General features: G+C 69.4%; 23 protein-coding genes. 13 read left to right on the top strand and 10 right to left on the bottom strand.

Features of this window, described 5'->3' with window-relative positions:
* Positions 1-2: 2 nt before the first annotated feature.
* Both EPY72_RS03490 and EPY72_RS03495 read left to right on the top strand, forming a co-directional pair.
* Positions 3-1,850: an ABC transporter ATP-binding protein gene (locus tag EPY72_RS03490; protein WP_134670496.1), complete on the top strand. Its 1,848-nt coding sequence runs from the start codon at positions 3-5 to the stop codon at positions 1,848-1,850.
* On the top strand, positions 1,847-2,632 hold the full coding sequence (locus EPY72_RS03495) for an energy-coupling factor transporter transmembrane component T family protein (protein ID WP_134670495.1): 786 nt from the start codon (positions 1,847-1,849) through the stop codon (positions 2,630-2,632). The genes EPY72_RS03490 and EPY72_RS03495 overlap by 4 nt, the downstream gene beginning before the upstream one ends.
* On the opposite strand, the gene EPY72_RS03500 is transcribed toward EPY72_RS03495, so the two are convergent.
* Together EPY72_RS03500 and EPY72_RS03505 are read right to left on the bottom strand one after the other, a co-directional pair.
* A complete protein-coding gene (locus EPY72_RS03500) occupies positions 2,629-3,870 on the bottom strand; it encodes an adenosylhomocysteinase (protein WP_134670494.1) in 1,242 nt (413 codons plus the stop codon). The two genes, EPY72_RS03495 and EPY72_RS03500, sit on opposite strands and share 4 nt — an antisense overlap.
* Positions 3,871-3,942: 72 nt before the next feature.
* Positions 3,943-4,143, bottom strand: coding sequence for a hypothetical protein (locus EPY72_RS03505; RefSeq protein WP_135805576.1), 201 nt, complete (start codon positions 4,141-4,143; stop codon positions 3,943-3,945).
* A gap of 96 nt (positions 4,144-4,239) precedes the next feature.
* Here EPY72_RS03505 and EPY72_RS03510 point away from each other — a divergent pair, with 96 nt between their 5' ends.
* The gene (locus EPY72_RS03510) at positions 4,240-4,437 is read left to right on the top strand and encodes a hypothetical protein (protein WP_135805577.1); all 198 of its coding nucleotides are present in this window, start codon (positions 4,240-4,242) and stop codon (positions 4,435-4,437) included.
* A gap of 15 nt (positions 4,438-4,452) precedes the next feature.
* Here the strand turns inward: EPY72_RS03510 and EPY72_RS03515 are convergent, their stop codons facing one another.
* Complete coding sequence (locus tag EPY72_RS03515) at positions 4,453-4,878, bottom strand: PaaI family thioesterase (protein WP_134670491.1); 426 nt, start codon at positions 4,876-4,878, stop codon at positions 4,453-4,455.
* A gap of 53 nt (positions 4,879-4,931) precedes the next feature.
* Here EPY72_RS03515 and EPY72_RS03520 point away from each other — a divergent pair, with 53 nt between their 5' ends.
* The gene (locus EPY72_RS03520; RefSeq protein WP_135805578.1) at positions 4,932-5,696 is read left to right on the top strand and encodes an enoyl-CoA hydratase/isomerase family protein; all 765 of its coding nucleotides are present in this window, start codon (positions 4,932-4,934) and stop codon (positions 5,694-5,696) included.
* Between the two features lie 19 nt (positions 5,697-5,715).
* Here the strand turns inward: EPY72_RS03520 and EPY72_RS03525 are convergent, their stop codons facing one another.
* Complete coding sequence (locus EPY72_RS03525) at positions 5,716-6,441, bottom strand: SDR family NAD(P)-dependent oxidoreductase (protein ID WP_135805579.1); 726 nt, start codon at positions 6,439-6,441, stop codon at positions 5,716-5,718.
* A 62-nt stretch (positions 6,442-6,503) separates the two neighbouring features.
* Positions 6,504-6,971 carry a halocyanin domain-containing protein gene (locus tag EPY72_RS03530; RefSeq protein WP_135805580.1) on the bottom strand — a complete coding sequence of 156 codons (468 nt, stop codon included), beginning with the start codon at positions 6,969-6,971 and terminating at the stop codon, positions 6,504-6,506.
* Positions 6,972-7,168: 197 nt separating this feature from the next.
* On the opposite strand from EPY72_RS03530, the gene EPY72_RS03535 reads away from it, so the two are divergent.
* Together EPY72_RS03535 and EPY72_RS03540 are read left to right on the top strand one after the other, a co-directional pair.
* On the top strand, positions 7,169-7,486 hold the full coding sequence (locus EPY72_RS03535) for a hypothetical protein (RefSeq protein ID WP_135805581.1): 318 nt from the start codon (positions 7,169-7,171) through the stop codon (positions 7,484-7,486).
* Between the two features lie 7 nt (positions 7,487-7,493).
* Positions 7,494-8,849, top strand: coding sequence for a PQQ-dependent sugar dehydrogenase (locus EPY72_RS03540; protein WP_135805582.1), 1,356 nt, complete (start codon positions 7,494-7,496; stop codon positions 8,847-8,849).
* 44 nt (positions 8,850-8,893) lie between these two features.
* On the opposite strand, the gene EPY72_RS03545 is transcribed toward EPY72_RS03540, so the two are convergent.
* Both EPY72_RS03545 and EPY72_RS03550 read right to left on the bottom strand, forming a co-directional pair.
* Positions 8,894-9,355 carry a MaoC/PaaZ C-terminal domain-containing protein gene (locus tag EPY72_RS03545; protein WP_134670485.1) on the bottom strand — a complete coding sequence of 154 codons (462 nt, stop codon included), beginning with the start codon at positions 9,353-9,355 and terminating at the stop codon, positions 8,894-8,896.
* A 40-nt stretch (positions 9,356-9,395) separates the two neighbouring features.
* Positions 9,396-10,844, bottom strand: a complete 1,449-nt coding sequence (locus EPY72_RS03550; RefSeq protein WP_168215993.1) for a PAS domain S-box protein — start codon at positions 10,842-10,844, stop codon at positions 9,396-9,398.
* A gap of 198 nt (positions 10,845-11,042) precedes the next feature.
* Here EPY72_RS03550 and EPY72_RS03555 point away from each other — a divergent pair, with 198 nt between their 5' ends.
* A complete protein-coding gene (locus EPY72_RS03555) occupies positions 11,043-12,296 on the top strand; it encodes a DUF8130 domain-containing protein (protein WP_135805584.1) in 1,254 nt (417 codons plus the stop codon).
* 11 nt (positions 12,297-12,307) lie between these two features.
* Here EPY72_RS03555 and paaK read toward each other — a convergent pair whose 3' ends face one another.
* From paaK to EPY72_RS19940, 3 genes are all read right to left on the bottom strand, one after another.
* Positions 12,308-13,594 (bottom strand): phenylacetate--CoA ligase PaaK, encoded by a 1,287-nt coding sequence (gene paaK / locus EPY72_RS03560; RefSeq protein WP_135805585.1) that lies wholly within the window; start codon positions 13,592-13,594, stop codon positions 12,308-12,310.
* Positions 13,595-13,677: 83 nt separating this feature from the next.
* Complete coding sequence (locus tag EPY72_RS03565; RefSeq protein WP_244605512.1) at positions 13,678-14,670, bottom strand: YeiH family protein; 993 nt, start codon at positions 14,668-14,670, stop codon at positions 13,678-13,680.
* Positions 14,667-14,792: a hypothetical protein gene (locus EPY72_RS19940; protein ID WP_280177950.1), complete on the bottom strand. Its 126-nt coding sequence runs from the start codon at positions 14,790-14,792 to the stop codon at positions 14,667-14,669. The genes EPY72_RS03565 and EPY72_RS19940 overlap by 4 nt, the downstream gene beginning before the upstream one ends.
* 116 nt (positions 14,793-14,908) lie before the next feature.
* Here EPY72_RS19940 and EPY72_RS03570 point away from each other — a divergent pair, with 116 nt between their 5' ends.
* The 6 genes from EPY72_RS03570 (at position 14,909) to EPY72_RS03595 (ending at position 23,168) form a co-directional block, all read left to right on the top strand.
* Positions 14,909-16,441 carry a lipopolysaccharide biosynthesis protein gene (locus EPY72_RS03570; RefSeq protein ID WP_135805587.1) on the top strand — a complete coding sequence of 511 codons (1,533 nt, stop codon included), beginning with the start codon at positions 14,909-14,911 and terminating at the stop codon, positions 16,439-16,441.
* A gap of 66 nt (positions 16,442-16,507) precedes the next feature.
* Complete coding sequence (locus EPY72_RS03575) at positions 16,508-17,470, top strand: M48 family metallopeptidase (protein ID WP_135805588.1); 963 nt, start codon at positions 16,508-16,510, stop codon at positions 17,468-17,470.
* A gap of 52 nt (positions 17,471-17,522) precedes the next feature.
* The gene (locus tag EPY72_RS03580; protein WP_134670478.1) at positions 17,523-18,113 is read left to right on the top strand and encodes a plastocyanin/azurin family copper-binding protein; all 591 of its coding nucleotides are present in this window, start codon (positions 17,523-17,525) and stop codon (positions 18,111-18,113) included.
* A gap of 101 nt (positions 18,114-18,214) precedes the next feature.
* On the top strand, positions 18,215-19,837 hold the full coding sequence (locus tag EPY72_RS03585; RefSeq protein ID WP_135805589.1) for a spermidine synthase: 1,623 nt from the start codon (positions 18,215-18,217) through the stop codon (positions 19,835-19,837).
* Positions 19,838-19,986: 149 nt separating this feature from the next.
* Entirely contained in the window at positions 19,987-22,239 is a 2,253-nt protein-coding gene (locus tag EPY72_RS03590; protein ID WP_135805590.1) for a LamG-like jellyroll fold domain-containing protein, read from the top strand.
* Between the two features lie 269 nt (positions 22,240-22,508).
* Positions 22,509-23,168 (top strand): hypothetical protein, encoded by a 660-nt coding sequence (locus EPY72_RS03595; RefSeq protein WP_135805591.1) that lies wholly within the window; start codon positions 22,509-22,511, stop codon positions 23,166-23,168.
* Positions 23,169-23,534: the final 366 nt, after the last annotated feature.

Genomic DNA, 23,534 nt, shown 5'->3' on the forward strand with positions numbered 1-23,534 from the left:
CAATGACCGAAAGCGCCGAAACGGGCGGCGTCGCCGCCCGACTTCGGGACGTGTTGTTCTCTTACGATCGGGACGCCGACCTCGACGACGAGGGCTCGGACGACTCCGTCGACCCCGACTCGCGGGGCGGCGCGGTGTTGCGCGGGGTCGACCTCGACGTGCCCGCGGGCGAGGTGGTCGTCGTGATGGGCGCGAGCGGCGGCGGGAAGTCGACGTTGTTGCGCACGCTGAACGCGCTCATCCCCGGATTCCTCAACGGGGCGTTCGACGGCGACGTCGAGGTGCTCGGCCGGGACGCCACCGCGACCAAGACGAGCGACCTCGCCGAGCAGGTCGGGACCGTGATGCAGGACTACGAGGCCCAACTGTTCGGCACGAGCGTCGAGGCCGAGGTCGCGTTCGGCCCCGAGAACCTCGCGGTCCCGCCCGAGGAGATCGGGCCACGCATCGACCGCGCGCTCTCGCAGGCCGGGCTCGGGGACCTCGACCGCCGGCGCGAGCCTGCGGGGCTGTCGGGCGGCCAGAAACAGCGGCTGGTGTTCGCGAGCGTGCTCGCGATGCGACCCGAACTGCTGGTGCTCGACGAGCCGACCAGCGACCTCGATCCGCTCGGCGCCCGCAACGTCGTCGAGATCGTCCGCTCGCTGGCCGACGCCAGCGACGGGCCCGAGACGATCGTGCTCGTCACCCACGAGATCGAGGAGGCGTTGCTGGCCGACAGCGCCGTCCTGCTCAAGGACGGCCGGGTGTTCCGGCAGGGCCCGACCGAGTCGGTGTTCACAGACGTCGCGGCGCTCCGGGAGAGCCGGGTCGAGCTCCCGCCGGTCGTCGACGCGTTCGACCGGCTCGGCTGGGACCGCGAGCAGTTGCCCGTGACGGTGGCGGAGGCGGCCGACCGCGTCGAACAGAGCGACCTGACGTGGGAGCCGCCCGAACCGACCGCGCCGGCGCCCGCGGGCTCGGGCGGCGACCCCGGCGAGGTCCGGTTCGCGGTCGAGGGCGCCCGGTACAGCTACGACACCGACAGGGGCCCGGTCACCGCCGTCGACGGCGTCGACCTCGAAATCCGAGCCGGCGAGGTCGTCGCGATCGTCGGGCACAACGGCAGCGGCAAGACCACGCTCGCCAAGCAACTCAACGGGCTGTTCGATCCCGACGACGGGCGGGTGTCGTGGCGGGGTCGGGACGTTCGGGAGTACGACGCGGGCGAGATCGGCCGCGAGGTCGGCTTCGTGTTCCAGAACCCCGACCACCAGATCTTCGAGGACACCGTCCGCGACGAGGTGGCGTTCGGGCCGAAGAACTTCGGCATCGAGGGCGAGGAGCTAGACGCCCGGGTCGCCGACGCGATCGAGACCGTCGACCTCGGGTCGCTGGCCGACGCCGACCCGTTCGCCCTCTCGAAGGGCCAGCGCCAGCGCGTGGCGCTCGCGAGCATCCTCGCGACTCGGCCGTCCGCCATCGTCTTCGACGAGCCGACGACCGGCCTCGACGCCGAACAGCAGGTGGCGTTCATGGACCTCGTCGCCCGGCTCAACCGCGAGGAGGGGCTGACCGTGGTGATGGTCACCCACGATATGGGGTCGGTGGCCCGGTACGCGCCCCGGACGGTGGTCATGGCCGACGGCCGGAAGGTGGCCGACCGATCGACGCGCGAGCTGTTCGCGGACCCCGAGGCGCTCGATCGCTGGCAACTCGACGCCCCCCAGCCGGTCGCGCTCTCGAACGAGCTGGCGGCCCGCGCGGGCCGCGAGGACGCCCTGCCCGCGCTCACGGTCGAGGAGGTGGTCGCGGGTCTCGGGGGCGAGCCGGCCGCCGACGACCCGGTCCGGGGAGGGGTGAACCGATGAGCGCCGCGCCGACGCTGTACGTCGACCGGGACACGTTCGTCCACCGGCTCGATCCCCGAGCGAAGCTGGCGATGGTCCTCGCGCTGTTCGTCGCCGCGTACATGTTCGAACACCCGCTGGCGGTGGCGACGCCGCTGGCGGTCGCGCTCGGCGTGCTCGCGCTGACCGGCGGGCTCCGAAAGCTCGGCCGGATCAAGGTCGTCATCACCGCGCTGTTCCTCGCGGGCTTTCTCGTCTGGCCCGCCTACGCGCCGGCGCGCGGTCCGGTGGTGGTGTCGACGCCGGTGTTCGACCTGACCGAGTACGAGTTGCTGTTCGCGCTTGGCCGGAGCGAGCGCATCGTGGCGTTCATCGTCAGCGGCTTCGCGTTCATCACCACCACCTCGAACGAGGAGATCGTCTCGGGGCTCCGGGGCCTCGGCGTGCCCTACGCCTTCTGCTTCGCGCTCGGGACCGCCCTCCGGCTGTTCCCGACGTTCCTCGGCGCGACCGGGACGGTCAAGCAGGCCCAGGAGGCCCGCGGACTCGACCTCTCGGCGGGCGGGCCGCTCCAGCGGATGCGCAACTACATCCCCCTGCTGATCCCGGTGTTGATGACGGCGGTCAGAAACGTCAACTCCCAGTCGATGGCGCTGGAGGCTCGCGGGTTCGACACCGACCGCGAGCGGACCTTCTACGACCGCCGGACGTTCCGGGCCGCCGACTGGGGTGTGACCGCGCTGGCGGTCGGGGTCGTCGTCGGCGTGATCGGGCTGTGGTGGCTCGGCGTCGGCCAGCTCTAGAAACTGCTGTCGGCGTGCTCCCAGTCGTCGTAGTACGCCCGCTGGCTGTCGGTGAGTTCGTCGATCGAGACGTCGAGGGTCTCTAGCTTCCGGTCGGCGACCGCGCGGTCGAGCCGGTCCGGGATGGCGTACACGCCCGCCGAGAGCCGGTCGTCGCCGGTCAGCATGTCGCGGGCGGCCACGAACATCATTGCGAACGTCGTGTCCATCACCTCGGCGGGGTGGCCCTGACTGTACGGTCCGGTGAGGTTCACCAGTCGCCCGTCGGCAAGCAGATCGAGGCGTCGACCGTCTGGGAGGTGGTATCTGGTGACGCCTTCCTTCGGGTCCGAGACGTCCTCGGCCATGGCTTCGAGGTCCTCGACGACGATCTCGACGTCGAAGTGGCCGGAGTTGGCGAGCATCGCGCCGTCGGCCATCTTCTCGAAGTGCTCGCGGCGCAACACGTCCCGGTTGCCGGTCGTCGTGACGAACAGGTCGCCCTCCTCGGCGGCCTCGTCCATGCTCATCACGCGGTGGCCGTCCATGTGGGCCTCCAGCGCCTTCCGGGAGTCGATCTCGGTCACGACCGTCTGGGCGCCCATGCCCCGGGCCTTCCGGGCGACGCCCCGCCCGCAGTAGCCGTAGCCGGCGACCACCACGGTCTTGCCCGAGATGATGCTGTTGGTCGAGATGGCGATGTTCGTGAGCGACGACTCGCCGGTCCCGTGGACGTTGTCGAAGAAGTGCTTCATCGGCGTGTCGTTGACGCTGTACACCGGGAACTCGAGCACGCCCTCCTCGTCCATCGCTTCGAGCCGGGTGACCCCGGCGGTGGTCTGCTCGCCCCCGCCGAGGACGCCGGCGGCGACCTCGGGGTGGTCGGCGTGGACCTTGGCGATCAGCTCACACCCGTCGTCGAGGATGAAGTCGGGTTCGCGTTCGAGCAGGTCGTGCTGGGCGGCGTCGAACGCCTCGTCGGACATCCCCTCCTCGGCGAAGGCGGTGATGCCCTCGACCGCGTCGAGGGCGTTCACGACGTCGCCGTGGGTGCTCTGGGGCTCGCTCGGCGCGAACAGCACCTCCGCGCCGGCGGCGTGGAGCGTCTCGATGAGCACGCCGGTCTTCGCTTCCAGATGGGAGGCGACCGCGACGGTGTAGCCGTCGAACGGCCGGGTCTCGCCGTACTCCTCGGCGAACGAACGCAGGATCGGTGTGTGATCGCGGGCCCACGCGAGCGGGTCGTCGGGGTCTGGCATGCCCGGAGGGTCTCGGCGCGGGCGGATAAACGTTCAGAACGCGGTAACGGGTCGGGATTCGGAGCGCGCCGACTACTTGGCGTCGGCGTCGTCCGGACCGCGGTAGTTCGCCAGCGCGGCCCAGCCGAGTACCCCAGCGGGGAGACCGACCAGTACCAGCGCGGCCAGCACGCGCGCCCCACCGAGGGCGACGAGTACGCCCGCGAGCAGGGCGGCGATGGTCGCCAGCAGTACGACGACGGCGTCGAGTCGCCGTCGGAGGGCATCGTCCATACGGAGATCGTGTCCTCTCACCGACAAGTAAGTGCCGGACGCTCGCGGCGGCGCCGAACCGAACCGGACTTACGATCGGCGTCTGACACGAGGGGTATGGCCGACACGGAACTCCGCCGCCGGCTCGCCTACGTCCACCAGACGCTCGAACTGATCGCTCTCCTGCTCGCGGTCGCCGTCGCCCAGACGAACGCGATCGGCCTCCTCGCGGGCGTCGGTGCCGTGGTCCTGCTGGCGGTGAACGTCGCCACTCGGACCTTCGGAGCGTCGGACGACGAACCGACCGCCGAATAGCGGTCGCCCCGCCGGCTACCCCGTCTTGTAGACGCCCCGGGCCTCGGCGACCGGCGTCCCGACGGCTTCGGCGTCTCCACGAGGCTCCTCCGAAGCCTTTCGGTCCTCGGCGTACACCTCCACGTCGACCGCGCCCACGTCGCTCCCACACCGGACCACCTCGGCCTCCGCGCGCAGGTCGCCGGTCCCGGCTTCGAGGTAGTCGATCCGCATGTCGATGGTGGGCACCGGCCGGTCGACGAGCGAGACCAGCGCCGCGCCGCCGACGGTGTCCGCGAGCGTGAACGTGACCCCGCCGTGGGCCATCTGGCGGTCGGCGTTCCACGACAGCTCCTCGCGCATCTCGACGCGACCCTCGGCGCGACCGTCCCCGACCTCCGTCACCTCGACGCCGAGCAAGTCGGCGAACGGCATCTCCTCGAAGAAGGCTTCGACGTCCATACGTCGGGTCCGACCGGCGAGCAATTAAACGTGTGGCCTCCCACGTCGAAGCTATGGACATCACCGACGACGACGGCGTACGCACCGTCACGTTCGACCGCCCCGAAGTGATGAACGCGTTCACCACCGAGACGGCCGCGCAACTGGCCGACGCGCTCGCCGATCTCGACCCCGACGACCACGACGCGGTCGTGCTCACCGGCGAGGGCCCGGCGTTCAGCGCCGGCGGCGACGTCGAGTCGATGGCCGAGCGCGAGGAGAGCCCCGAGGCCGCCTACGAGCGCATCGGCGAGACGTTCGGCCGCGTGGTCGAGGAGGCGATGTCCTCGCGGGTCCCGATCGTCGCCAAGGTGAACGGCGACGCCGTCGGCGCCGGCCTCGCCATCGCCGCGGTCGCGGACTTCGCCTACGCGGTCGAGTCGGCGACGTTCAGTTGCGCGTTCGTCCGGGTCGGGCTGATCCCCGACACCGGCGGTACCTTCCTGCTCCCGGAACTCGTCGGGCTCCGAACCGCGAAGCGACTCGCGTTCACCGGCGAGTTCTTCGACGCCGAGGAGGCGGCCCAACTGGGGCTGATCAACGAGGCGGTCGCCGACGACGCGCTCGACGACGCCGTCGACGACCTGCTCGATACCCTTCGAGCGCGCCCGACGCGGACGATCGGGCTCGCCAAGCGCGCCATCCACCGGAACCTCGGGAAGGGATGGAGCGACGCGCTCGACTACGAGAACGTCGTCCAGTCTCAGGCCTACGAGACGGCCGAACACGAAGAGGGCGTCGCGGCGTTCCTCGACGGCCGGGAGCCCGAGTTCGAGTAGTCTCCTTTTCGGCCGTTCGTCAGGCGAACAGCCGCCGGAAGGCGGCGTCCGGAAGCAGTTTCAAGAGCCACGCGACCGCGTACCACCGCCGGGGGACGTACGCGCGGCGAGGGGCCCGCCGGATCGCCCGGTGGACGCCGCGGGCCGCACGCTCGGGCGAGACCTCCCAGAACCGGCTCCCGCCGGTCGCCATCTCGGTGTCGACGTAGCCCGGCCGGACGTCGGTCACGGTCACGTCGGCGTCGAGGCGCTGGGCGCGGTACCGGAGCCCGTCGAGGTACCGCGAGACCCACGCCTTCGAGGCGCTGTACCCCGGCGCGACCCCGTTTCCGAACAGCGCCGCGACCGACGAGACGCCGACGAGGTGGCCCTCGCCGCGTCGCTCGAAGTGGTCCAGCGCGACGTTCGCCCCCGCGGCGAACCCCCGGACGTTCACGTCGATGGTGCGGCGTTCGGGCTCCCAGTCGAGGGCCTCGTTGCCGTCGCCGACGCCGGCGTTGAGGACGACCACGTCGACGGCCTCCATCGCCTCGATCAGCCGGCCGAGCCGGTCTCTGGCGTCGTCAGGGTCCGAGAGGTCCACCTTCGCGACCGAGGTCTTCGTCGGGAGCCGTTCGCCGAGGGACTTCAGCCGGTCGAGCCGGCGGGCGGCAAGCCCCGTCTCGTAGCCGGCGTCCGCGAGTTCGCGGGCGAGCGCGGCGCCGATTCCCGACGAGGCGCCGACGATGAGTGCGCGTTCGGTCATGGCGGGAGCGTGGGGCGCCAGTGACTTCTACCGTTCGGAGCGCGCCGCGGCGACCGCCGAGGCTACTCGACGACGACGGCTCCTTTCATCCCCATCCGTTCGTGGGGGCGACAGTAGTATCTGTACACCCCTTTCCGATCGAACTCGCGTTCGAACGTTTCGCCCTCGGACTGGAGCGTCTCGCTCTCGAAGCTGTCGTCGTCGGCGACGACGTTGTGCATGCTCCCCTTCCCAGTCCACGTCCAGCGCACCGTCGTCCCCCGAGAAACCGACACCGCCGCCGGGGCGAACGCGAAGTGGCCCTCGTTGCCCGGCGCGCCGACCGTGACCTCGACGGCGTCGGCCCCCGTTTCGTCGGCGACGCCGTCGTAGTTCGACACGTCGTCGAACCACCCGTCGAACTCGACGGACGTGGCGTCGGTCCCGTCGCCGCTCGCCGTACAGCCCGCGAGGCCGGCGACCGACAGTCCAGCCGCCGCCTCGAGTACTATCCGCCGGTCGACGAGGGCGGGCTCGGAGTGGTTCGACATCGACCGAGTGCTATCGCGCGACGGACCTAAAGTATATTCTCCGTGCCGTTCGGCGGCGCTGGCTCAGCCGGCGCTTACGGCCGATCTGTCCGCGCCACAAACGACCGCAGTTACCGCCTAACCGGCCGTACCCGTCGTCTACCTGCAGAAAACTCAAGTCGACGAATACCATTCTGGGTACACATAGATCTCCAGAAATGATTTCGCCACGACAACTACGCGGGACGGTCGCGACCGACCGGCGCGTCTGGCTGGTGGCGCTCGGACTGGTGGCCTGGGCCGCGCTCGGTCGCCTCACCGATTCGGCCCTCCTCACGGAACCGGTGATCCCGCTCGTGTACGCGTACCTCCTCGTCGCCGGCGGGGCCGTCCGACACGCCCCCGGATCGTACGGGTTCTGGGCCGGCTTCGCCGTCTTCTGCTTCTGTATCGCGGTCGTCGTCGTCCGCCTGTTCGACCGGCTCCGGGCGCGAGTCGCGACCGGCGGCGAGTCGCCCCGGCGGGAGGGCGAGTGAGCCGACGATGAACCGCCGACAGTTCCTCGCCGTGGCCGCCACGACCGCGACGACCGCGACGGCGGGCTGTGTCGGCTCGGGACCGACCGACGGCGACCTCAGCCCGCTCGGGTCCGAACGCTCGATCGCGCTGGAGTCGGTCGCCGAGGGGTTCCGCGAGCCAGTGGCGTTCCAGACCGCTCGCGGTGACCGGCTCCGCTACGTCGCCGACAAGTACGGCCGAATCGCCGTCCACGACGAGTCGGGGGTCCGCGAGACGCCGTTCCTCGACGTCTCCGACCAGTTGGCCGAGCTCTCGACGTGGGAACAGGGACTGCTCGGGTTCGAACTTCACCCGGAGTTCGAAACCTCTCGCAAGTGTTACGTCCGCTACAGCGCGCCGCGCCGCGAGGGAACGCCCGCCGGGTTCAGTCACACCTTCGTGCTCTCGGAGTTCCGGGCGCGCCCGGACCTCCGGACCGTCGATCCCGACTCGGAGCGGACGCTCCTCGAAATCCCCGAACAGGGACCGAACCACAACTCCGGGGCGATCGTCTTCGGACCGGACGGATACCTGTACGTCGGCGTCGGCGACGGCCACTCTCGGGGCGGCGACCGCGGGACCGGCCACGCCGAGGACTGGTACTGGCTCAACGCGGGCGGGAACGGGCAGGACGTCACCGAGAACCTCCGCGGGAGCGTCCTCCGGCTCGACGTCGACGACCGGGCGAACGGGAAGCCGTACGCGATTCCGGACGACAATCCGCTGGTCGGCGAGGACGGCCTCGACGAACAGTACGCGTGGGGGTTCCGGAACCCGTATCGGATGTCGTTCTCGGGCGAGGATCTCTACGTCGGCGACGTCGGGAAGGCGCACGTCGAGGAGGTAAACAGGGTCGAGAAGGGCGGCAACTACGGCTGGAACGTCCGCGAGGGGACGCGGTGTCACGCCAACCGGTACGCCCTCGCGGCGCTGGCGAAGCTCCCGTGGTTCGACCAGACTTACCCGGTCTGCCCGGACGAGACGCCCGACGGCGACCCGCTGATCGATCCCGTGGTCGCGTATCCCCACGATCGGGACGGCGAGCCGTTCGGCCGTGCGGTGGTCGCGGGCTACCGCTACGAGAACGAGACGGTGCCCGCGATACGGGACGAGTACGTCTTCGGCGATCTGAGCGGGATCGGCTCGGGGCTCTACGCCGCGACGCCGACCGAGGAGGGCCGCTGGCCGATGCGGAGCCTCGACGTGGTCTCGGGTCCCGAGATGGCGAACCGCTTCGTCCTGTCGTTCGGACGGGACGCCGCGGGTGAACTCTACGTTCTCACCACGCAGTTCGCGGAGGGGACCGGCGCGGTCCATCGGATCGTCACGCCGGAGTCGTAGCGCCGCGAGCGATCACGACGCGTGCCAACCGGACGGAAGCCGACTCACTCCTCGCGTTTGACGAGGAACTTCATGTCGCCCTCGAACACCACGGTGTCGTCTTGGTTCGTCATCGTGGTGTCGATGACGACCAGTCCGGCGTCGTCGCGAGTGCTCAGTTCCTTCGTCTCGGTGACCTCCATGTCGAGGCTGATGGTGTCGTCCATGTAGACGGGGTTCGGGATGTCCATGTAGTTCATCCCGAGGAACGCGAGGACCGTGCGTTCGAGGATCCCGGTCCGGTAGACGAACCCGGTCGCGAGCACGAACGTCATCGGGCCGTGGGCCACCCGCTCGCCGAAGTGGCCCTCCTCGGCGTACTCCTTGTTGGTGTGGAGTTCGGTCCAGTCGCCCGCGAACGCCGAGTGCATCACGAAGTCGTACTCGGTGACCGTCCGCCCGACGCTCTCGAAGGTCTGGCCCGCCTCGAAGTCCTCGAAGTGGTGGGGTCGATAGCTGTACGCCATACCGTCGCGTTCTCCGGTCGGCGATAAAATATTATGGTGTTTAATCGGTGACGCGCCGGGTCGGGGCCACCCGCTCGAACTCGAAGCGCGCGCCGCCGTCGGCGCTCTCGGTGACCGAACACCGCCACCCGTAGACGTCGGCCATCTCCTGGACGAAGGTCAGTCCGAGCCCCATCCCGCCCCGGTCGGCCGCCGACGTGTACCCCGTCTCGAAGACGGTCTCTCGCTCCGCCGGCCCGATGCCCACACCGTCGTCGGCCACGTAGAACCCGTCGGGGAGATCGCCGACCGTGACGGTGACGCCGTCGCCGCCGTGTTCGATCGCGTTCTCGAAGAGGTTCCGGAACAGGTGGCGGGTGTAGGTGTCGTCGGCCTCGATGCTCGCGTCCGTCTCGACCGTCAGGGTCGCCTCCGATGCGTTCAGATCTGTCCACGCCTCACGGGCCACGTCGTCAAGTCGGACCGTCGAGGGCTCCGAGACCGCCTCCCCGCCCCGGGTCACGAGCAACATGATGTCGATCATGTCCTCGATCCGATCGAACGCTTCGGTGACGTACTCGACCGCCTCGGGGTCGGTCGCCGAATCGAGCTGGCGGCTGTATATCTGGCCGATGTTGACGGGGTTTCGGAGTTCGTGTGCGAGCAGGCTGGCGAAACTGTCGAGGCGCTCGTTCTGGCGCTCCAGTCGGCGCTCGCGCTCGTTACGTTCGGTCACGTCTCGGACGATTACCGCCCGGTCGGGGTCGCCGCCGTCGGGGCGGGCGAGCGGCGCGACGCTCCACTCGGCCGTGATCGTCTCCCCGGTGGCTGTCTGGAGCGCCGTCTCGTAGGTGCTCGGGGTGGCCGAGTCGGGCGTCAAATTGCGCTCGACCTCCTCGATGATGTCGTCTGCGCGTTCGGTCTCGTTGGCGACGAGGGAGGTGTGTGCCCCCAGAAGCTCCTCGCGGTCGTAGCCGACCAGTTCGGTGTAGGCGTCGTTGACCAGCCTGAAGCGGTTGTCGGCGTCGGCGACGAAGATGCCGTCGTCGACCGCTTCGACGATCGTGCGGTAGCGTTCGAGCTGGCGGCTGTACTCCTCGGCGTCGACGGCCCGCGTCCGGCCCTGCCCGTCGTGGTATCCCATCCCGAGACCCGCGACGCTGGCGAGCGACGAGAGGATCAGGAAGTTCCCGAGGGGATCGGTGAGCGAGGAGACCGCCGCGATCAGGAGGAGAACGCCGACGATGACGCCGACGGCCCGGAGACACCAGACCGCGACGACGTGGTAGAGGTCGGGTCGGATGTCCGACTCCGGGAGCCGATACCCTCCGTACAAGAGCACGATCCCGCTCAGGCCGACGAGCAGCGAGACGACCTGCAGTTCGTCGGCTGATCGACCGGCCTCCGACACGATCGGAAAGCCGACCGCGACCGCGACGTAGAGTCCGCCGAGCCCCAGAACGAAGCGCCGTCCCCCGACGGCCTCGACCCCCCGCGACAGGTACCCCATTACCCGCATATTAGCCAGTCGGTGGTGATGACGATTGTGGTCCTCTGAACTGTCACGTACGGGGTGGGTTCGCTCCCGTCGAGTCCCGACGCCCCGGGCTCGGGCGGATCGCGTTCGTCCCGGTCGCCTCGCGCCGCGCCGACCGCCTTTCCTTTTCAATTCCAATGAATTTTTGAACCAGTGGTCTCATGCACGCGTATGAAGCGCCGTCCGTTCCTCCGGACCGTCGCCGGCGCGCTGGGGACCGGCGGGTGTGTGGGTCGGGCCGAGACGCCCCCGAGCGCTGTCGAGGCGACCGCCGATACGACTCCCCCCGACGGGTCGCTCGCCGTCGACCGCGTCGCGGCGTACGATCGGGCCGTGCGGCTCAACGATCTCGGCGAGGACCCCGACGGCGAGGTCGCGGAGTTCTCCGGGCTCGGAGACCGCGAGCGAGCGGTCGTCGACGCCGCCCTCGCCGGCGGCTACGAGACCGACGACCCGCCGACGTGGCTGGTGAAGTTCGCGAGCGGGACCGCCGTCGTCGAGCGCGAGGGGACCTACTACCGACTCGAACACACCCTCCCGACGACCGCGATCTCCGGGGAGGCCGTCGCGGCCTCGACCGTCGACGGCGAGATCGCGGACCACCAGACCTACGAGGACGCGGTCACCCACGACGGCCGGATCGCGACCGGGCTGGTCCGGCTCGCCCGGCGCGAGGGCGTCGAACTCACCTACGTCTGGCCCGGCCTCCGACGATTCTTGCGGGAGTACGACGCGGTCGAGTACCGGGGGACGGTGACGGCGTTGTCGGTGGAGGTCGACGACGGGGGCCCGCCCTACCGGCTCTCGGCCGGCGAGGCCTCGGTCTCCGCGGCGGTCGACGCCCCGGTGTGGAACGCCGCCACCGCCGATCCGGCGGTCCGCGAACTCCTCGGGCGCGCGGCGGCGACCCGGGGCGCGTACGGCGTCGACGCCGCGCCCGACCGGTTCTTCGAGCGCGTCGCCGCTCACCCGTACGTCTACCTCGACGGCACGTTCTACGCGGCTTCCGTCGAGCGACGCGAGTCGACGTCGGTCTCGGTCGACGCCTCGGTCGCGGACGGAATCGTCCGGCTCTCGCTTCGCAACGTCGCCGATCGAGAGCTCTCGGTGACCGGACCCGTCCCGGCGCCGTTCGGCGTCCTCGACTGCCACCCGGTCGACGATCCCGACGACCGGCGACTGCTCTGGAGCGACGCCTACGCCGCGAGCGACCACGTCCGAACCGACGGCCGGTCCGTCGAGCGGGTCGCGGACATCGAGGTCACCTCGTCGGTCGCGCCCGGCGAGCGGGTAGAAGCGACCTACGGGGTTCGCCCCGAGGCGCTCGCGAGCGGTCGATACGCCGTCGATGGCTCGGTCGGCGTCGAGCGCGACGGCGAGCGGTCGGTCCCGGTTCGGTACCGCGTCGAGTTCACGGTCCGGTAGCTCGGCCGGGGTCAGCGGTGGTCGTACACGCGCTTTACCTTCCCGACCTCCGTGCGCTCGATAGAGCCCGGCTCGACGACCTCGACCGCGTCCGGCTCGATTTCGAGCACGTCCCGAAGCGCCGACTCGATCCGGTCTCTGAGCTGGTCGGGCGTCCCCCTGAACGCCTCATGGTGTTCGACGGTGATCTCCATCCGGTCGAGGCTGTCCTCCCGGTAGAGGTCGATCCGGTAGTGGGGCGCGACGTCGCCGAGATCGAGCACGACGTCCTCGATCTGGCTCGGGTAGACGTTGACGCCCCGGACGATTAGCAGGTCGTCGGTCCGGCCGGTGACGTTGTCCATCCGGACCGCCGTGCGGCCACACGCACACCGCTCGTAGGTCAGCGAGGTGATGTCGCCGGTCCGGTACCGGATCGCCGGCAGGGCCTCCTTGGTGAGGGTGGTGAGCACGAGTTCGCCCGACTCGCCCTCGGGCAGGACCTCGCCGGTCTCGGGGTCGACGACTTCGGGGTAGAAGTGGTCTTCCCAGACGTGGAGCCCGTCTTGGGCCTCCTCGCACTCGATCGAGACGCCCGGGCCGATGATCTCCGAGAGGCCGTACACGTCGAGTGCACTCACGCCCAGCGCGCGCTCGATCTCCTCGCGCATCGGATCGGTGAACGGCTCGGCGCCGATGATCACCCGCGAGAGCGGGAGCTTCCGGACGTCCATCATCCGATCCTCGGCGGCCTCCGCGAGGTAGAGGCAGTACGACGGCGTGCACGCGAGGGCGTCACTATCGAGGTCCCGGAGCATGTCGAGCTGGCGGGCGGTGTTGCCGCCGCCGGTCGGGATGACGGTCGCGCCGAGCTCCTCGACGCCGTCGTGGAAGCCGAGCCCGCCGGTAAACAGGCCGTAGCCGTACGCGTTCTGGACCGTCTCGCCCGGCCGGACGCCCGCGGCGTGGAGCGACCGCGCCATCACCTCCCTCCAGACGCCGAGGTCCTCGTCGGTGTACGCGACGATCTTGGGCTTGCCGGTGGTGCCCGAAGAGGCGTGGATCCGACGCACGTCGTCGTGGTCGACCGCGAACAGCCCGTCCGGATACTCGTCGCGGAAGTCGGTCTTGGTCGTGAACGGGAGCTTCGAGACGTCCTCGACGCCCTCGATCTCGTCCGGATCGACGCCCGCCTCGTCGAGCGCCTCGCGGTAGAAATCGACGTTCTCGTAGGCGTTCGCGACGGTCTCGGCCAGCCGTTCGCTTTGGAGGGCCCGGAGCTCCTCGCGGGGCGCCGACTCGATGTCACTGTAAACCATGACAGACAACAGTTCGCAAGGCGAAGCCAAAACTGTTTGGCCCCCGAGGTTTCGGGGCGTTCGCGACCCGCTTTGGCGCCGGCTCAGAACGCCAACCGGGCGACCGCCAGCGACACCGCGCTCACGACCGCCAGCGACACCCCGACCACCGCGACCGGTCGGAGCCCCGCGCCCCGGAGTTCCCGGAGTTCGACGCTCGCGCCGAGGCCCGCGAACGCGACCAGAAACGCCCACCGGGAGGCCGTCTCGACGCGGGCCAGCGCCGGGTCGGCGACCGCCCCCGAACTCGCCAGCGCGACGAGTGCGACGAACCCAACCACGAACTTCGGAACGCCGTCCCAGACCGCCCGGATCGACCCGCCCGCCGACTGGCCGGTCCGGGCGTAGACCATCGAGTAGCCGACCACGAGCGCCCCCAGCAGGGCGTTGCGAGTGAGTTTCGTCAGCGTGGCCCACTGTCCGGCGACCTCCGAGTGGGCGAACCCCGCGGCCGTGACCGGGCCGGTCGAGAACATGCTGAGGCCCGCCCAGACGCCGAACACCCGGTCGGGAACCCCGAGCAGATGGCCGACCGCCGGGTAGGCGACCAGCGTGACCGCGTCGAAGACCAGAATCGTCGTCGTGGCGTACGCGACGTGGCGCTCGTCGGCCCGGACCGCGCCGGCGACCCCCACCACCGCCGAGACGCCACAGACGCTCGCGCCGGCCGCCAGCAGCGAGCCGAGTCGGTCCCCGAGGCCGAACACCGATCGCGAGAGCGCCTCGACGAGCGCGAGCGAGAGCGCGACCACGCCGACCACGGCGACCCCGAGCGCGGGACCGGCCTCGACCACCGCGTCGAGCGAGACGCGCGCGCCCATCAGCACGATGCCGACTTCGAGCCAGAGCTTGTACGTCTCGGCGCCCGGCCGGAGCACGGCCGGCACGCCGACGGTGTTGGCGACGATCGCGCCGATCGCGACTGCGGCCAGCAACGCGTTCACCGGCGCGATCGCTCCGAGCGCGCCGGCACCGAGTCCGACCGCGACGAGAAAGCCCAGCCCGGGGGCGAGACCTCGGAGCGACCCCGCCGTCACGGCGCCAGCACCGCGAGGCCGACGACGAGCGCGGCGATCGCGACCGCCCGCCACCCGCGTTCGAGGGCCAGCCACCACTGTTCGAGTCGGGCGAGAGAGTCCGAGAGCGACGAACCTGCCATCCGTTGTCCCCATCCCCGCCCGGTTTCGGGTTAGTGGTTTCGATCCGGCTCTCCCGGTCGTCCGGTATCACATCGTTTAATGGCCCGACCTGCCACCCCGCAGGTACGACCCACAGATGAGCCCCGAACCCGAAGACGTCTCCGAGGAGGAGCGCGACGCGCTGTTGACGATCGCCCACGGCGCGGTCGTCACCTCGGGCGGCGTCTCCGCCCAGCGCGCGCTGATCTCGGCGACAGAGTTCGTCCTCGCGCGCGGGCTTGGCCCGGTCGCCTACGGGGTGTACGCGCTCGCGTGGCGGATCGCGCAGTTGCTGATCCGGCTGGTCACCTTCGGGAGCGTCCCGACCCTCCAGCGGTACCTCCCGGCGTACGCCGAAGAGCCGGCGCGCCGATCGCGGGTCGCCGGACTCGCGTACGCCACCACGGCGGGGTTCGGGGTGGCGATCGCGGCGGGGCTGGGACTGCTTGCGCCGTGGATAAACGAGACGACGGTCGAGCATCCGTCGTTCCCGGCCGCGATGAGGCTGTTCGGCCCGCTGGTCCTGTTGTTCGGGTTCGTACTGGTCTACGCCGCGACCTTCCGCGCGGTCGGGTCGGCCCGGGGTGAGGTGCTTTTCAACAAGCTCCTCCGTCCGGCGGTGCGGCTGGTCGGGGCGGTCGGCGCGCTCGCGGCGGGCTACTCGGTGGTCGGCGTGACCGGCGCGTTCGTCGCCTGCGCGGCGGTGCTCGCCGCCGTCGGGTTCCCGGTGACGGTGAAGGCGACGGGCGTCCGACCGACCGTCCGCGGCCTGCGGTCCGAGGCGCGTCGGTTCTACGACCACGCCGCGCCGGTGGCGATGAGCAACGTCGGGAAGGTGTTCCAGAACCGCGTCGACATCCTGCTCGTGGGCGCGATGCTGACCGCGGTGGCGGCCGGGATCTACAACGTCGTGCTCGTGTTGGTGTCGATCGCGTGGATCCCCCTGCTGTCGTTCAATCAGCTGTTGCCGCCGGTCGCCTCCGACCTCCACTCGAACGGGCGGACGGAGACGCTGAACGCGGTCTACTCGTCGGTGACCCGACTGATCGTCACCACCGTGGTGCCGATCCTCGCGGTGCAGGTGGTGTTCGGTCGGGAACTGCTCGCGCTGTTCGGGCCGACCTACGCGCGGGGGTATCTCCCGCTCGCGGTGTACCTCGGGGGCGTGTTCGTCGGTAGCGCGGTCGGCGCGACCGGCTGGCTCCTCATGATGACCGACCACCAGTACGCACGGATGGCCCTCGACTGGCTGTTGGCCGTCCTGAACGTCGTCCTGACCTACCTGTTCGTCGTCGAATTCGGGCTCGCGGGCGCGGCGCTGGGCACCTCGCTCGCGATCGCGGTGCAGAACGGACTGCAGGTCCTCCTGCTCAGACGCTTCGAGGGGCTGTGGCCGTTCGACGCCTCCTTCCTCAAGCCCCTCGTCGCCGGCGTCGCGATGGCGGCGTCGATGACGGCCGTCCGAATGACGGTGGCACCGCCGGGGGCGATCGGCGTCGGCCTCGCGGTCGGGCTCCCCGTCTACGTCGGGAGCCTCCGGGCGCTGGGAATCGACCCCCGCGATCGGCTGGTGGTTCGGGAACTCGCGGGCCGCTACCGGACCGACATCGCCGACGCCGTGCCGTTCTGAGGGGCGGTCGCGTGGCGCGTCGCGGCGACCGACACGGCCTTGGCGCCGACGCCACTACGTCCGCGTATGCGCCGAGTCGGTCTCCGCGTCCTGACGGGGCTCGTCGGCCTCGCGCTTCTCGCGGCGTACGTCGGCGTCGCGTATCTCGGGTATCGACTGCTCGCGGCGATCTGGCTCGCCCGCGGCGACGTGTTCACGATCGTGGCGTGGACGACCGGGCTCGCGGTCGCGTTCGGATACCTCAACTACCGGTTCGGTACGCGACGCCTGCTGGCGCGCCTCGACGCGGTCGAACTCCCCCGGAGTCGCGCCCCGGGCGCCCACCGCCGGCTCGACCGGCTCGCAGACAGGATGGACGCCGGGCGCCCGCGCCTGCTGGTCGCGGCGCTCGGGGCGCCGAACGCGCTCGCGGTCCACGCGCCCGGCGGGAGCGCCGTCGTGGTCGACCGGTCGCTGTTCGGCCTGCTGTCCGGCGCGGAGTTCGAGGCGCTGCTCGCCCACGAGCTCGCGCACCTCGAACGCAGGGACAGCCTCGTCCAGACGCTCGCGTACAGCGCCGGCCAGTCGCTGGTCTGGGTGGTCGTGGTCGTCGCGTTGCCGTTCGCGGTCGTCGCGTCCGGCCTCCAGCGCGCGCTCGACTGGCTCCGGGGACGACCGCCGGCCGAACGGGACCGGCCTGGCGCGGGGCTCGGGCGTCGGATCGGGCAGGTGGTGCTGGTCGCGTTCTCCGGGCTCACCCTGCTCGTGCTCGCACACTCGCGGCGCCGCGAGCTCGCGGCCGACGACCGGGCCGCCGAACTCACCGATCCGCTCGCGCTCGCCCGCGCGCTCCGGAAGATAGAACGGGCCTCCCAACCCGGATGGGGACTGCTCTCGCCGCTGACGGTCCGGGGCGAGGAGGACGGTCCGCTGACCCGTCTGCTCTCGACCCATCCGACGATGGACGAGCGCGTCGAACGATTAGTCGCGCGCACCGACCGCGAGCCGACGGACGCCGAGACCCGTGGTAACTGGCAACGTGAGGCGTGATACGCCCGAATCGGCCGTACGCGTTATTCGTCTGTAGCCACTAGACCCGGCCATGAACCGACGAACGTTCTTGGCGGCGACGAGCGCGACCGCAGTGGGCGGGCTGGCCGGCTGTTCGTCTCCCGGCTCCGACGACGAGGAGACGACCGACGAGGAGACGACCGAGCCCGACGCGGAGACCACGACGGAGGCGACCGACGGGGAGACGACCATGGCCGAGGAGGGCGGAGCCGTCGAGGTCGCGATGATAACCGAGGGAAGCGATTACTACTTCGACCCCATCGGGGTGGCCGTCGAGCCGGGCACGACCGTCACGTTCGTCAACGAGAGCGGCTCGCACTCCTCGACCGCCTACGCCGAGTCGAACAGTTCCGCCGAGGTGACCCGGATCCCCGAGGACGCCGAGGCGTGGAACAGCGAGACGCTCACCGAGGAGGGCGCGACGTTCGAACACACCTTCGAGGTCGAGGGGACCTACGACTACTTCTGCATCCCGCACAAGACGCTCGGGATGGTCGGGCGGATCGTGGTCGGCGAGCCCGGCGGTCCCGCAGAGGGGAGCATGCCGCCGGACGGCGACGTGCCCGAGAGTTCGACCATCGTCGAGGAGGGACCGATCTCCTACGAGGAGTTCTCCGGGTGAGTCGGTCGCCGACGACCGCCCGGCGTCCGGCCGGAGCCGTTCGGTCGGTGCGACTCGCGCGAGCCAACCCTTAACAACCCCCTCGCCCTACCTCACACCGAATGGCCGGCCAGCGACTCGGTAGTTCTCGGGTGAGCAAGCCGGAGGCCGCGGTGTTCGTCTCCGGCGTGGCGAGCATGGGCCTCGAAATTCTCGCGGGGCGGATCGTCGCCCCCCAGTTCGGGAGCTCGATCTATACGTGGGGGAGTATCATCGGCGTCTTCCTCGCGGCGCTGAGCCTCGGCTACCACCACGGCGGCCAGCGCGCGGCCGAACGGGCGGCCGACCACCAGCTCGTCCGGCTGTTTCTGGGCACCGCGGCGTACGTCGCGGTGCTCATCTTCGCGGGCGACCTGCTTTTGGCCTCGACGGCCGCCATCCCGCTTCCCGGGCGGTTCGCCTCGCTCCCGGCGGTGACGCTGTTGTTCGGCCCGCCGACCTACCTGCTCGGGTTCGTCAGCCCCTACGGCGCGGAGCTGTCGGGTCGAGAAGTGGTCGGCGAGGCGTCGGGTCACGTCTACGCGGTCGGCACCGTCGGAAGCATCGTCGGCGCGTTCGGCACCACGTTCTTCCTCATCCCCGAGCTCTCGATCGTCCAGATCGAACTGGCGTTCGGCCTCCTGCTGGTCGGAACCGCGCTGTGGCTCGCGGCCCCGACGTTCCGGCGCCGGCAGGTCGCCGCCACGCTCGCGGTCGGGCTGTTGCTGGTGGCGGCGGCCGCGAGCGGCTCGCTTGGCGTCTCGGCCGCCGGACAGGTCGTCTACCAGACCCAGACGCCGTACCAGGAACTCGAAGTGATCGACCTCGGCGACACCCGGACGCTGTACCTCGACGGCCAGCGACACAGCGCGATGGACCTCAGCGACCCCGACAGGCACGTCTTCGACTACACGCGGTACTTTCACCTGCCGTACCTGATGGCCGAAGACCCCGACGACATCGACCGGGTGCTGTTCGTCGGCGGCGGCGGGTTCACCGGTCCCAAGCGGTTCCTCGAGGAGTACAACGCGACCGTCGACGTCGTGGAGATCGACCCCGAGGTGATCGACGCGGCGAAGCGCTACTTCGGGGTCGAGGAGTCACCCCGGCTCAACGTCTACAACGAGGACGGCCGGCGTTACCTCCGGGAGACCAACCGAACGTACGACCTCATCGTGCTCGACGCCTACAAGAAAGACAAGGTCCCGTTCCAGCTGACGACCGCGGAGTTCATGCGCCTCGCCGACAGTCGGCTCTCGGCCCACGGGATTCTCTTTGCGAACCTCATCTCCGCGCCCGACGGGCCGGCCTCGAAGTTCTACCGCGCCGAGTACAAGACGGTCTCGGAGGTGTTCCCGCAGGTGTACGCCTTCCCGACCTCCGAGACCGGCGCGATCCAGAACGTCGAACTCCTCGCCACAAAGCGCGACGGCCGGGTCACGAAGGCCCAACTCCGCGAGCGCAACGACCGCCGGGACGTCGGCATCGACCTCTCGAACGAGATCAGTTTCTACCGGAGCGACGAGCGGACCGACGACGTGCCGGTGCTCCGGGACGACCACGCGCCCGTCGACAGCCTGCTCGACCCGATGGTGGGCCAGCGCTACGTGATCGAGACCAGCCCCGATGCCAACGAGACGGTAGTCGACGGCGACCCGGCCGAACGACCGGCCGTGGTTGAATCGCCCGGACGGGCCGGGATCTGAGGGTCGCTCTGTCGGCCCGCGATTCGGGCCGGCGACTCTCCGCGCTTCGACCGATATCGCCGGAGAGCCGCCGTCTCGACGTGACTTCGTTCTTACCCGAAACCCGACGAATCGACGCTTTCATGTACCGGTTGTCGGTTGTGGCTGATATGTCGAACAAGCGGTCGTTACAGTTTCGCAGACAGTTCCTCAGGGCGGGCCTCGCGGGTTCGATGCTTGGGCTGGCGGGGTGTGCGCGGCTCGCGCAAGTCCAGGAGTCCGACGGCGAACCGGAGCCGACCGAGGCGCCGGATCCGAACTTAGAGAGCGCGCGGTTCCGCTTCGAGTACGACGAGCGAGCCCGGCGGGTCGCGATCACCTACCGGGGCGGCGCACGGATCGTCGGCGGCGATCTCCAGATCCGATCTACTACCGGGAAACAGATCGCCTGGTCGCAGCTCGGGTCGACGACGGCCGACACCGACGAGCCGATTCGGGCGGACGCGACCGCGAAGCTGGGGGCGTCGATTCTCAACTGGGACGATCCGGTCGACGCCGGGACGACGATCCGGCTGGTCTACACGGGCCAAGACGCGCCGGCCACGCTCGGGCGCTTCACGGCGTCGGGGACGACGACGCTCACGACCACCGTGCGCTCGACACCGACGACGGCAGCCACGACCGCCCCGACGACCGATTCGGCGACCACCACCCGATCGACTACCGCGTCCACGACGACCACGCCCGACGAGACCCCGCCGTCTATCAGAGCGCTGAGCGTCGCGAACACCGGCGACGACACCCTCAGGATCTCGTTCGACTCCAGCGAGCGACTCGCCGCGATCCGGGCCCGGATCAGCGGCGCCGCGTCGGTCACGCTGACCGCCAGCGACTTCGATGCCAGTCGAACCGGCGACGCCTACACCTACGAGGCGACCTATCAGGCCACGACGACCGGCACGTTCACGGTCACGCTCACCCGCGCCGTCGACGCGAGCGGGAACGACGGCGCCGGGACCGACGAGGCCAGCGTGACGATCGAGACCGACGGCTCCGGGGACCCCGTCGCCGGCGACCAACTCCTCGCGCGCTGGCCGCTCCGGGACGGACTGGGCGATTCGGTCGGCGGCCACGACGCGAGCGTCGACCGCGGCGATCCCACTTCGGACACGTTCGCCGGCCGGTCGGCGACCGCGTTCCACGGCGACGTCGGCGCCCGGATCAGTCGCGGCGACCACGGCGAACTGAGTCTCCTCGGTCGAAACGACGGAGCGTGTTCGTTCAGTACGTGGGTCCTCTTCGACACCGACGCGGGCGGTCGGCCGTACGACAGCGGCGAGACGGCGGTTCACACTCTGCTCCGGAACGACACGGGCTACGTCATCACCGGAGCGCCGGCCGAAGACGCAGACGGCGTCGACATCGGCTTCGCGATCCGCGACGTCGGCGCCAGCGCCGCCCAGAAGTACACTATGCCCGACGGCGACAACGTCGTCGTCTCGACCGGCGAGTGGCACCACGTCGCCGTCGTCGTCGACCCGACGAACTCCGTCCGGATCTACGTCGACGGCGACCGCGAGTTCAGCGACGACTCGATGGACGGGTACAGCGAGCAAAACAGCGACTACTGGAGCGACCTGACGCTGGGCAGTTGGTACGGCGGCAACCCCGCCAAGTGGGCGAACATTCTGAACGGGAAGCTCTCGGACTTCCGCATCTACGAGACGGGACTCTCGGAGTCCCAGATCTCTCGGATACACGAGGCCGGCGCGACCGGCGAGTCGAACTCCGACGAACTGTCCGCGCCGATCTCGGCGGAACACGGACTCGCACACCACGACGGCGTCGTGTACGGCGTCTCCGACGGACAGATACTCGCGTACGACCTCGAGGCCGACGAGATCACCGACCGGATCTCGACGCCGAGCGACGGTCAGCCCGAGGGGCTCGCGTACGGGAACGGCTCGCTCTGGTTCGCCGACGCGATCGCCTCGGACTACGACGGGAAGATCGTCGAACTCGACCCCGCGACGGGGGACGTCGAGTCCGAGATCTCGACGTCCTGGGACCCCCGCGGGCTCGCGTTCGGTGGCGGATCCCTCTGGGCCGTCGACATCACGGGGAACAACGTCGTCGCCTTCGACCCCGACGGGACCGAACAGGGGTCGTTCAGTACCGCCGACGTCTCGTGGGGCCAGGGACTCGCCTACGCCGACGGCTCGCTGTGGCTCGGCAACGACTGCGACGGCGACGGCTGTACCGTCTCGCTCCGGGAGTTCGACACCGACGGGAGCCTCATCCAGCGGACCGACCGGCGCAGCGCCAGTCCCACCACGGGGTACGGCGGCCTCGCGGCGACCGATTCGAAGCTCCTCGGTCCGAGTTCCGACGGCTCCGTGACCGAACTCCGAACGCTCGAGTAGGCCGGTCGAGTCGGTCGCGATCGGCTCGTTCGGCTGACACTCGTGCTGTGGCGTCGGGCCGACCGAGACGGCCGCGCCATCCAAAGCATCGTCGACCGCCGGACACGGGACCGCGAGTTCGTCGTCTTCTCCCCGATTACCGGCGCCTCGCGGACCCATCTCCTGAGGAGTAGATGGTAAGCAGGGACGCGAGACGTCGGTGGCCAAATCCGGCATCCGGCCGCTCCGTTCGTTCACATTTAGATAGATAGAGTATGTAGGATGAAATAATGGCGCGAGACGAGCCGTGGCAAGACGTTCCTCTGGAGGACGGAGAGACGATGCTCCATTCGGAGTTTCTGAACGCAGACGAACTCGCACCACAAGACCAGAATACGGTGTCTGAAGCCCTCGAAAAGGCGATATTCGGCATCTCCAAAAACGACCTCGACAGTCACGTCCACACACTGATGGCGGAGTTGGACACCGACGAGCCTCTATCGGACGGAGAACGCGACGTACTGATCGCTCAGATAGACGCGCTATTAGACAAGCGACTGGAACTCCGACATCGTGAATTGCTGTGGCTGAAGCGGATCGTGATCGGCGCCGGGTTCGTAATAACGTGGATCGGGTCCGCCCGCGAAATCGAGTTACTCCCACCGATCACGATACCGGGAAATCCGTTTGCTGGCGTGGTTCCGTTTTTGCTTTCGCGTTCGAACCTGATTCTGGCTCTGCTCGGAGTTTCCTTGACGCTACTGGGACTCCTCTTTACCGTCCGGACGCCCAAACCCCTCTCCGGGGAGCGAACGCGCCACCACCTCCAGCGCGTGAAGTCGAATCAAGACCAGATGCAGGACGTCCTCGAACAGCAGACGGAGTTTCTCGAAGCCCTCCAGGACCAATCCCGAGCTATCGAACGGATCGAGTCGGAGTTTGAGACCTAAAAGCCGAACTGGAAGACGAATAGAAGACGCCCAGTAGACCGGGTAACTCCGGGAAGCTACGGCTACCGGCTACGACGGCCGTGAGCAGGGCACCTGCGAGCGTGAAGGCGACGAGTTTGTTATCGGGGACTGGAATGGACACCATCAGTTACACCCCGTTTGTGAATCGCTCGCTACTGCGTGTCGGTCGTTTTTTTCTTGCCATTGCAAATAGGCGGTGAGGACCGCCTCAGTAAACCGTTCGCGTCCAACTCTCGAACCTTCGTACACCTATCGAATCGAAAGGGACACTGGCTATCGTCCCGACGCGTGCTGTCTGGCGCCACGACTGCAACGACCAGGATGGGACGAGTCTTCGTGACCGCA

Source organism: Halorussus marinus (genome assembly GCF_004765795.1).
GTDB lineage: Archaea > Halobacteriota > Halobacteria > Halobacteriales > Haladaptataceae > Halorussus > Halorussus marinus.

Coding starts and splice junctions, on each gene's coding strand:
- EPY72_RS03580 (WP_134670478.1), top strand. CDS start 17,523: ATGAACCGACGAACGTTCTTGGCGGCGACGAGCGCGACCGCAGTGGGC.
- EPY72_RS03555 (WP_135805584.1), top strand. CDS start 11,043: ATGAAGCGCCGTCCGTTCCTCCGGACCGTCGCCGGCGCGCTGGGGACC.
- EPY72_RS03490 (WP_134670496.1), top strand. CDS start 3: ATGACCGAAAGCGCCGAAACGGGCGGCGTCGCCGCCCGACTTCGGGAC.
- EPY72_RS03585 (WP_135805589.1), top strand. CDS start 18,215: ATGGCCGGCCAGCGACTCGGTAGTTCTCGGGTGAGCAAGCCGGAGGCC.
- EPY72_RS19940 (WP_280177950.1), bottom strand. CDS start 14,792: ATGGCAGGTTCGTCGCTCTCGGACTCTCTCGCCCGACTCGAACAGTGG.
- EPY72_RS03570 (WP_135805587.1), top strand. CDS start 14,909: ATGAGCCCCGAACCCGAAGACGTCTCCGAGGAGGAGCGCGACGCGCTG.
- EPY72_RS03535 (WP_135805581.1), top strand. CDS start 7,169: ATGATTTCGCCACGACAACTACGCGGGACGGTCGCGACCGACCGGCGC.
- EPY72_RS03505 (WP_135805576.1), bottom strand. CDS start 4,143: ATGGACGATGCCCTCCGACGGCGACTCGACGCCGTCGTCGTACTGCTG.
- EPY72_RS03495 (WP_134670495.1), top strand. CDS start 1,847: ATGAGCGCCGCGCCGACGCTGTACGTCGACCGGGACACGTTCGTCCAC.
- EPY72_RS03595 (WP_135805591.1), top strand. CDS start 22,509: ATGGCGCGAGACGAGCCGTGGCAAGACGTTCCTCTGGAGGACGGAGAG.
- paaK (WP_135805585.1), bottom strand. CDS start 13,594: ATGGTTTACAGTGACATCGAGTCGGCGCCCCGCGAGGAGCTCCGGGCC.
- EPY72_RS03545 (WP_134670485.1), bottom strand. CDS start 9,355: ATGGCGTACAGCTATCGACCCCACCACTTCGAGGACTTCGAGGCGGGC.
- EPY72_RS03500 (WP_134670494.1), bottom strand. CDS start 3,870: ATGCCAGACCCCGACGACCCGCTCGCGTGGGCCCGCGATCACACACCG.
- EPY72_RS03525 (WP_135805579.1), bottom strand. CDS start 6,441: ATGACCGAACGCGCACTCATCGTCGGCGCCTCGTCGGGAATCGGCGCC.
- EPY72_RS03590 (WP_135805590.1), top strand. CDS start 19,987: ATGTCGAACAAGCGGTCGTTACAGTTTCGCAGACAGTTCCTCAGGGCG.
- EPY72_RS03550 (WP_168215993.1), bottom strand. CDS start 10,844: ATGGGGTACCTGTCGCGGGGGGTCGAGGCCGTCGGGGGACGGCGCTTC.
- EPY72_RS03510 (WP_135805577.1), top strand. CDS start 4,240: ATGGCCGACACGGAACTCCGCCGCCGGCTCGCCTACGTCCACCAGACG.
- EPY72_RS03540 (WP_135805582.1), top strand. CDS start 7,494: ATGAACCGCCGACAGTTCCTCGCCGTGGCCGCCACGACCGCGACGACC.
- EPY72_RS03575 (WP_135805588.1), top strand. CDS start 16,508: ATGCGCCGAGTCGGTCTCCGCGTCCTGACGGGGCTCGTCGGCCTCGCG.
- EPY72_RS03520 (WP_135805578.1), top strand. CDS start 4,932: ATGGACATCACCGACGACGACGGCGTACGCACCGTCACGTTCGACCGC.
- EPY72_RS03515 (WP_134670491.1), bottom strand. CDS start 4,878: ATGGACGTCGAAGCCTTCTTCGAGGAGATGCCGTTCGCCGACTTGCTC.
- EPY72_RS03530 (WP_135805580.1), bottom strand. CDS start 6,971: ATGTCGAACCACTCCGAGCCCGCCCTCGTCGACCGGCGGATAGTACTC.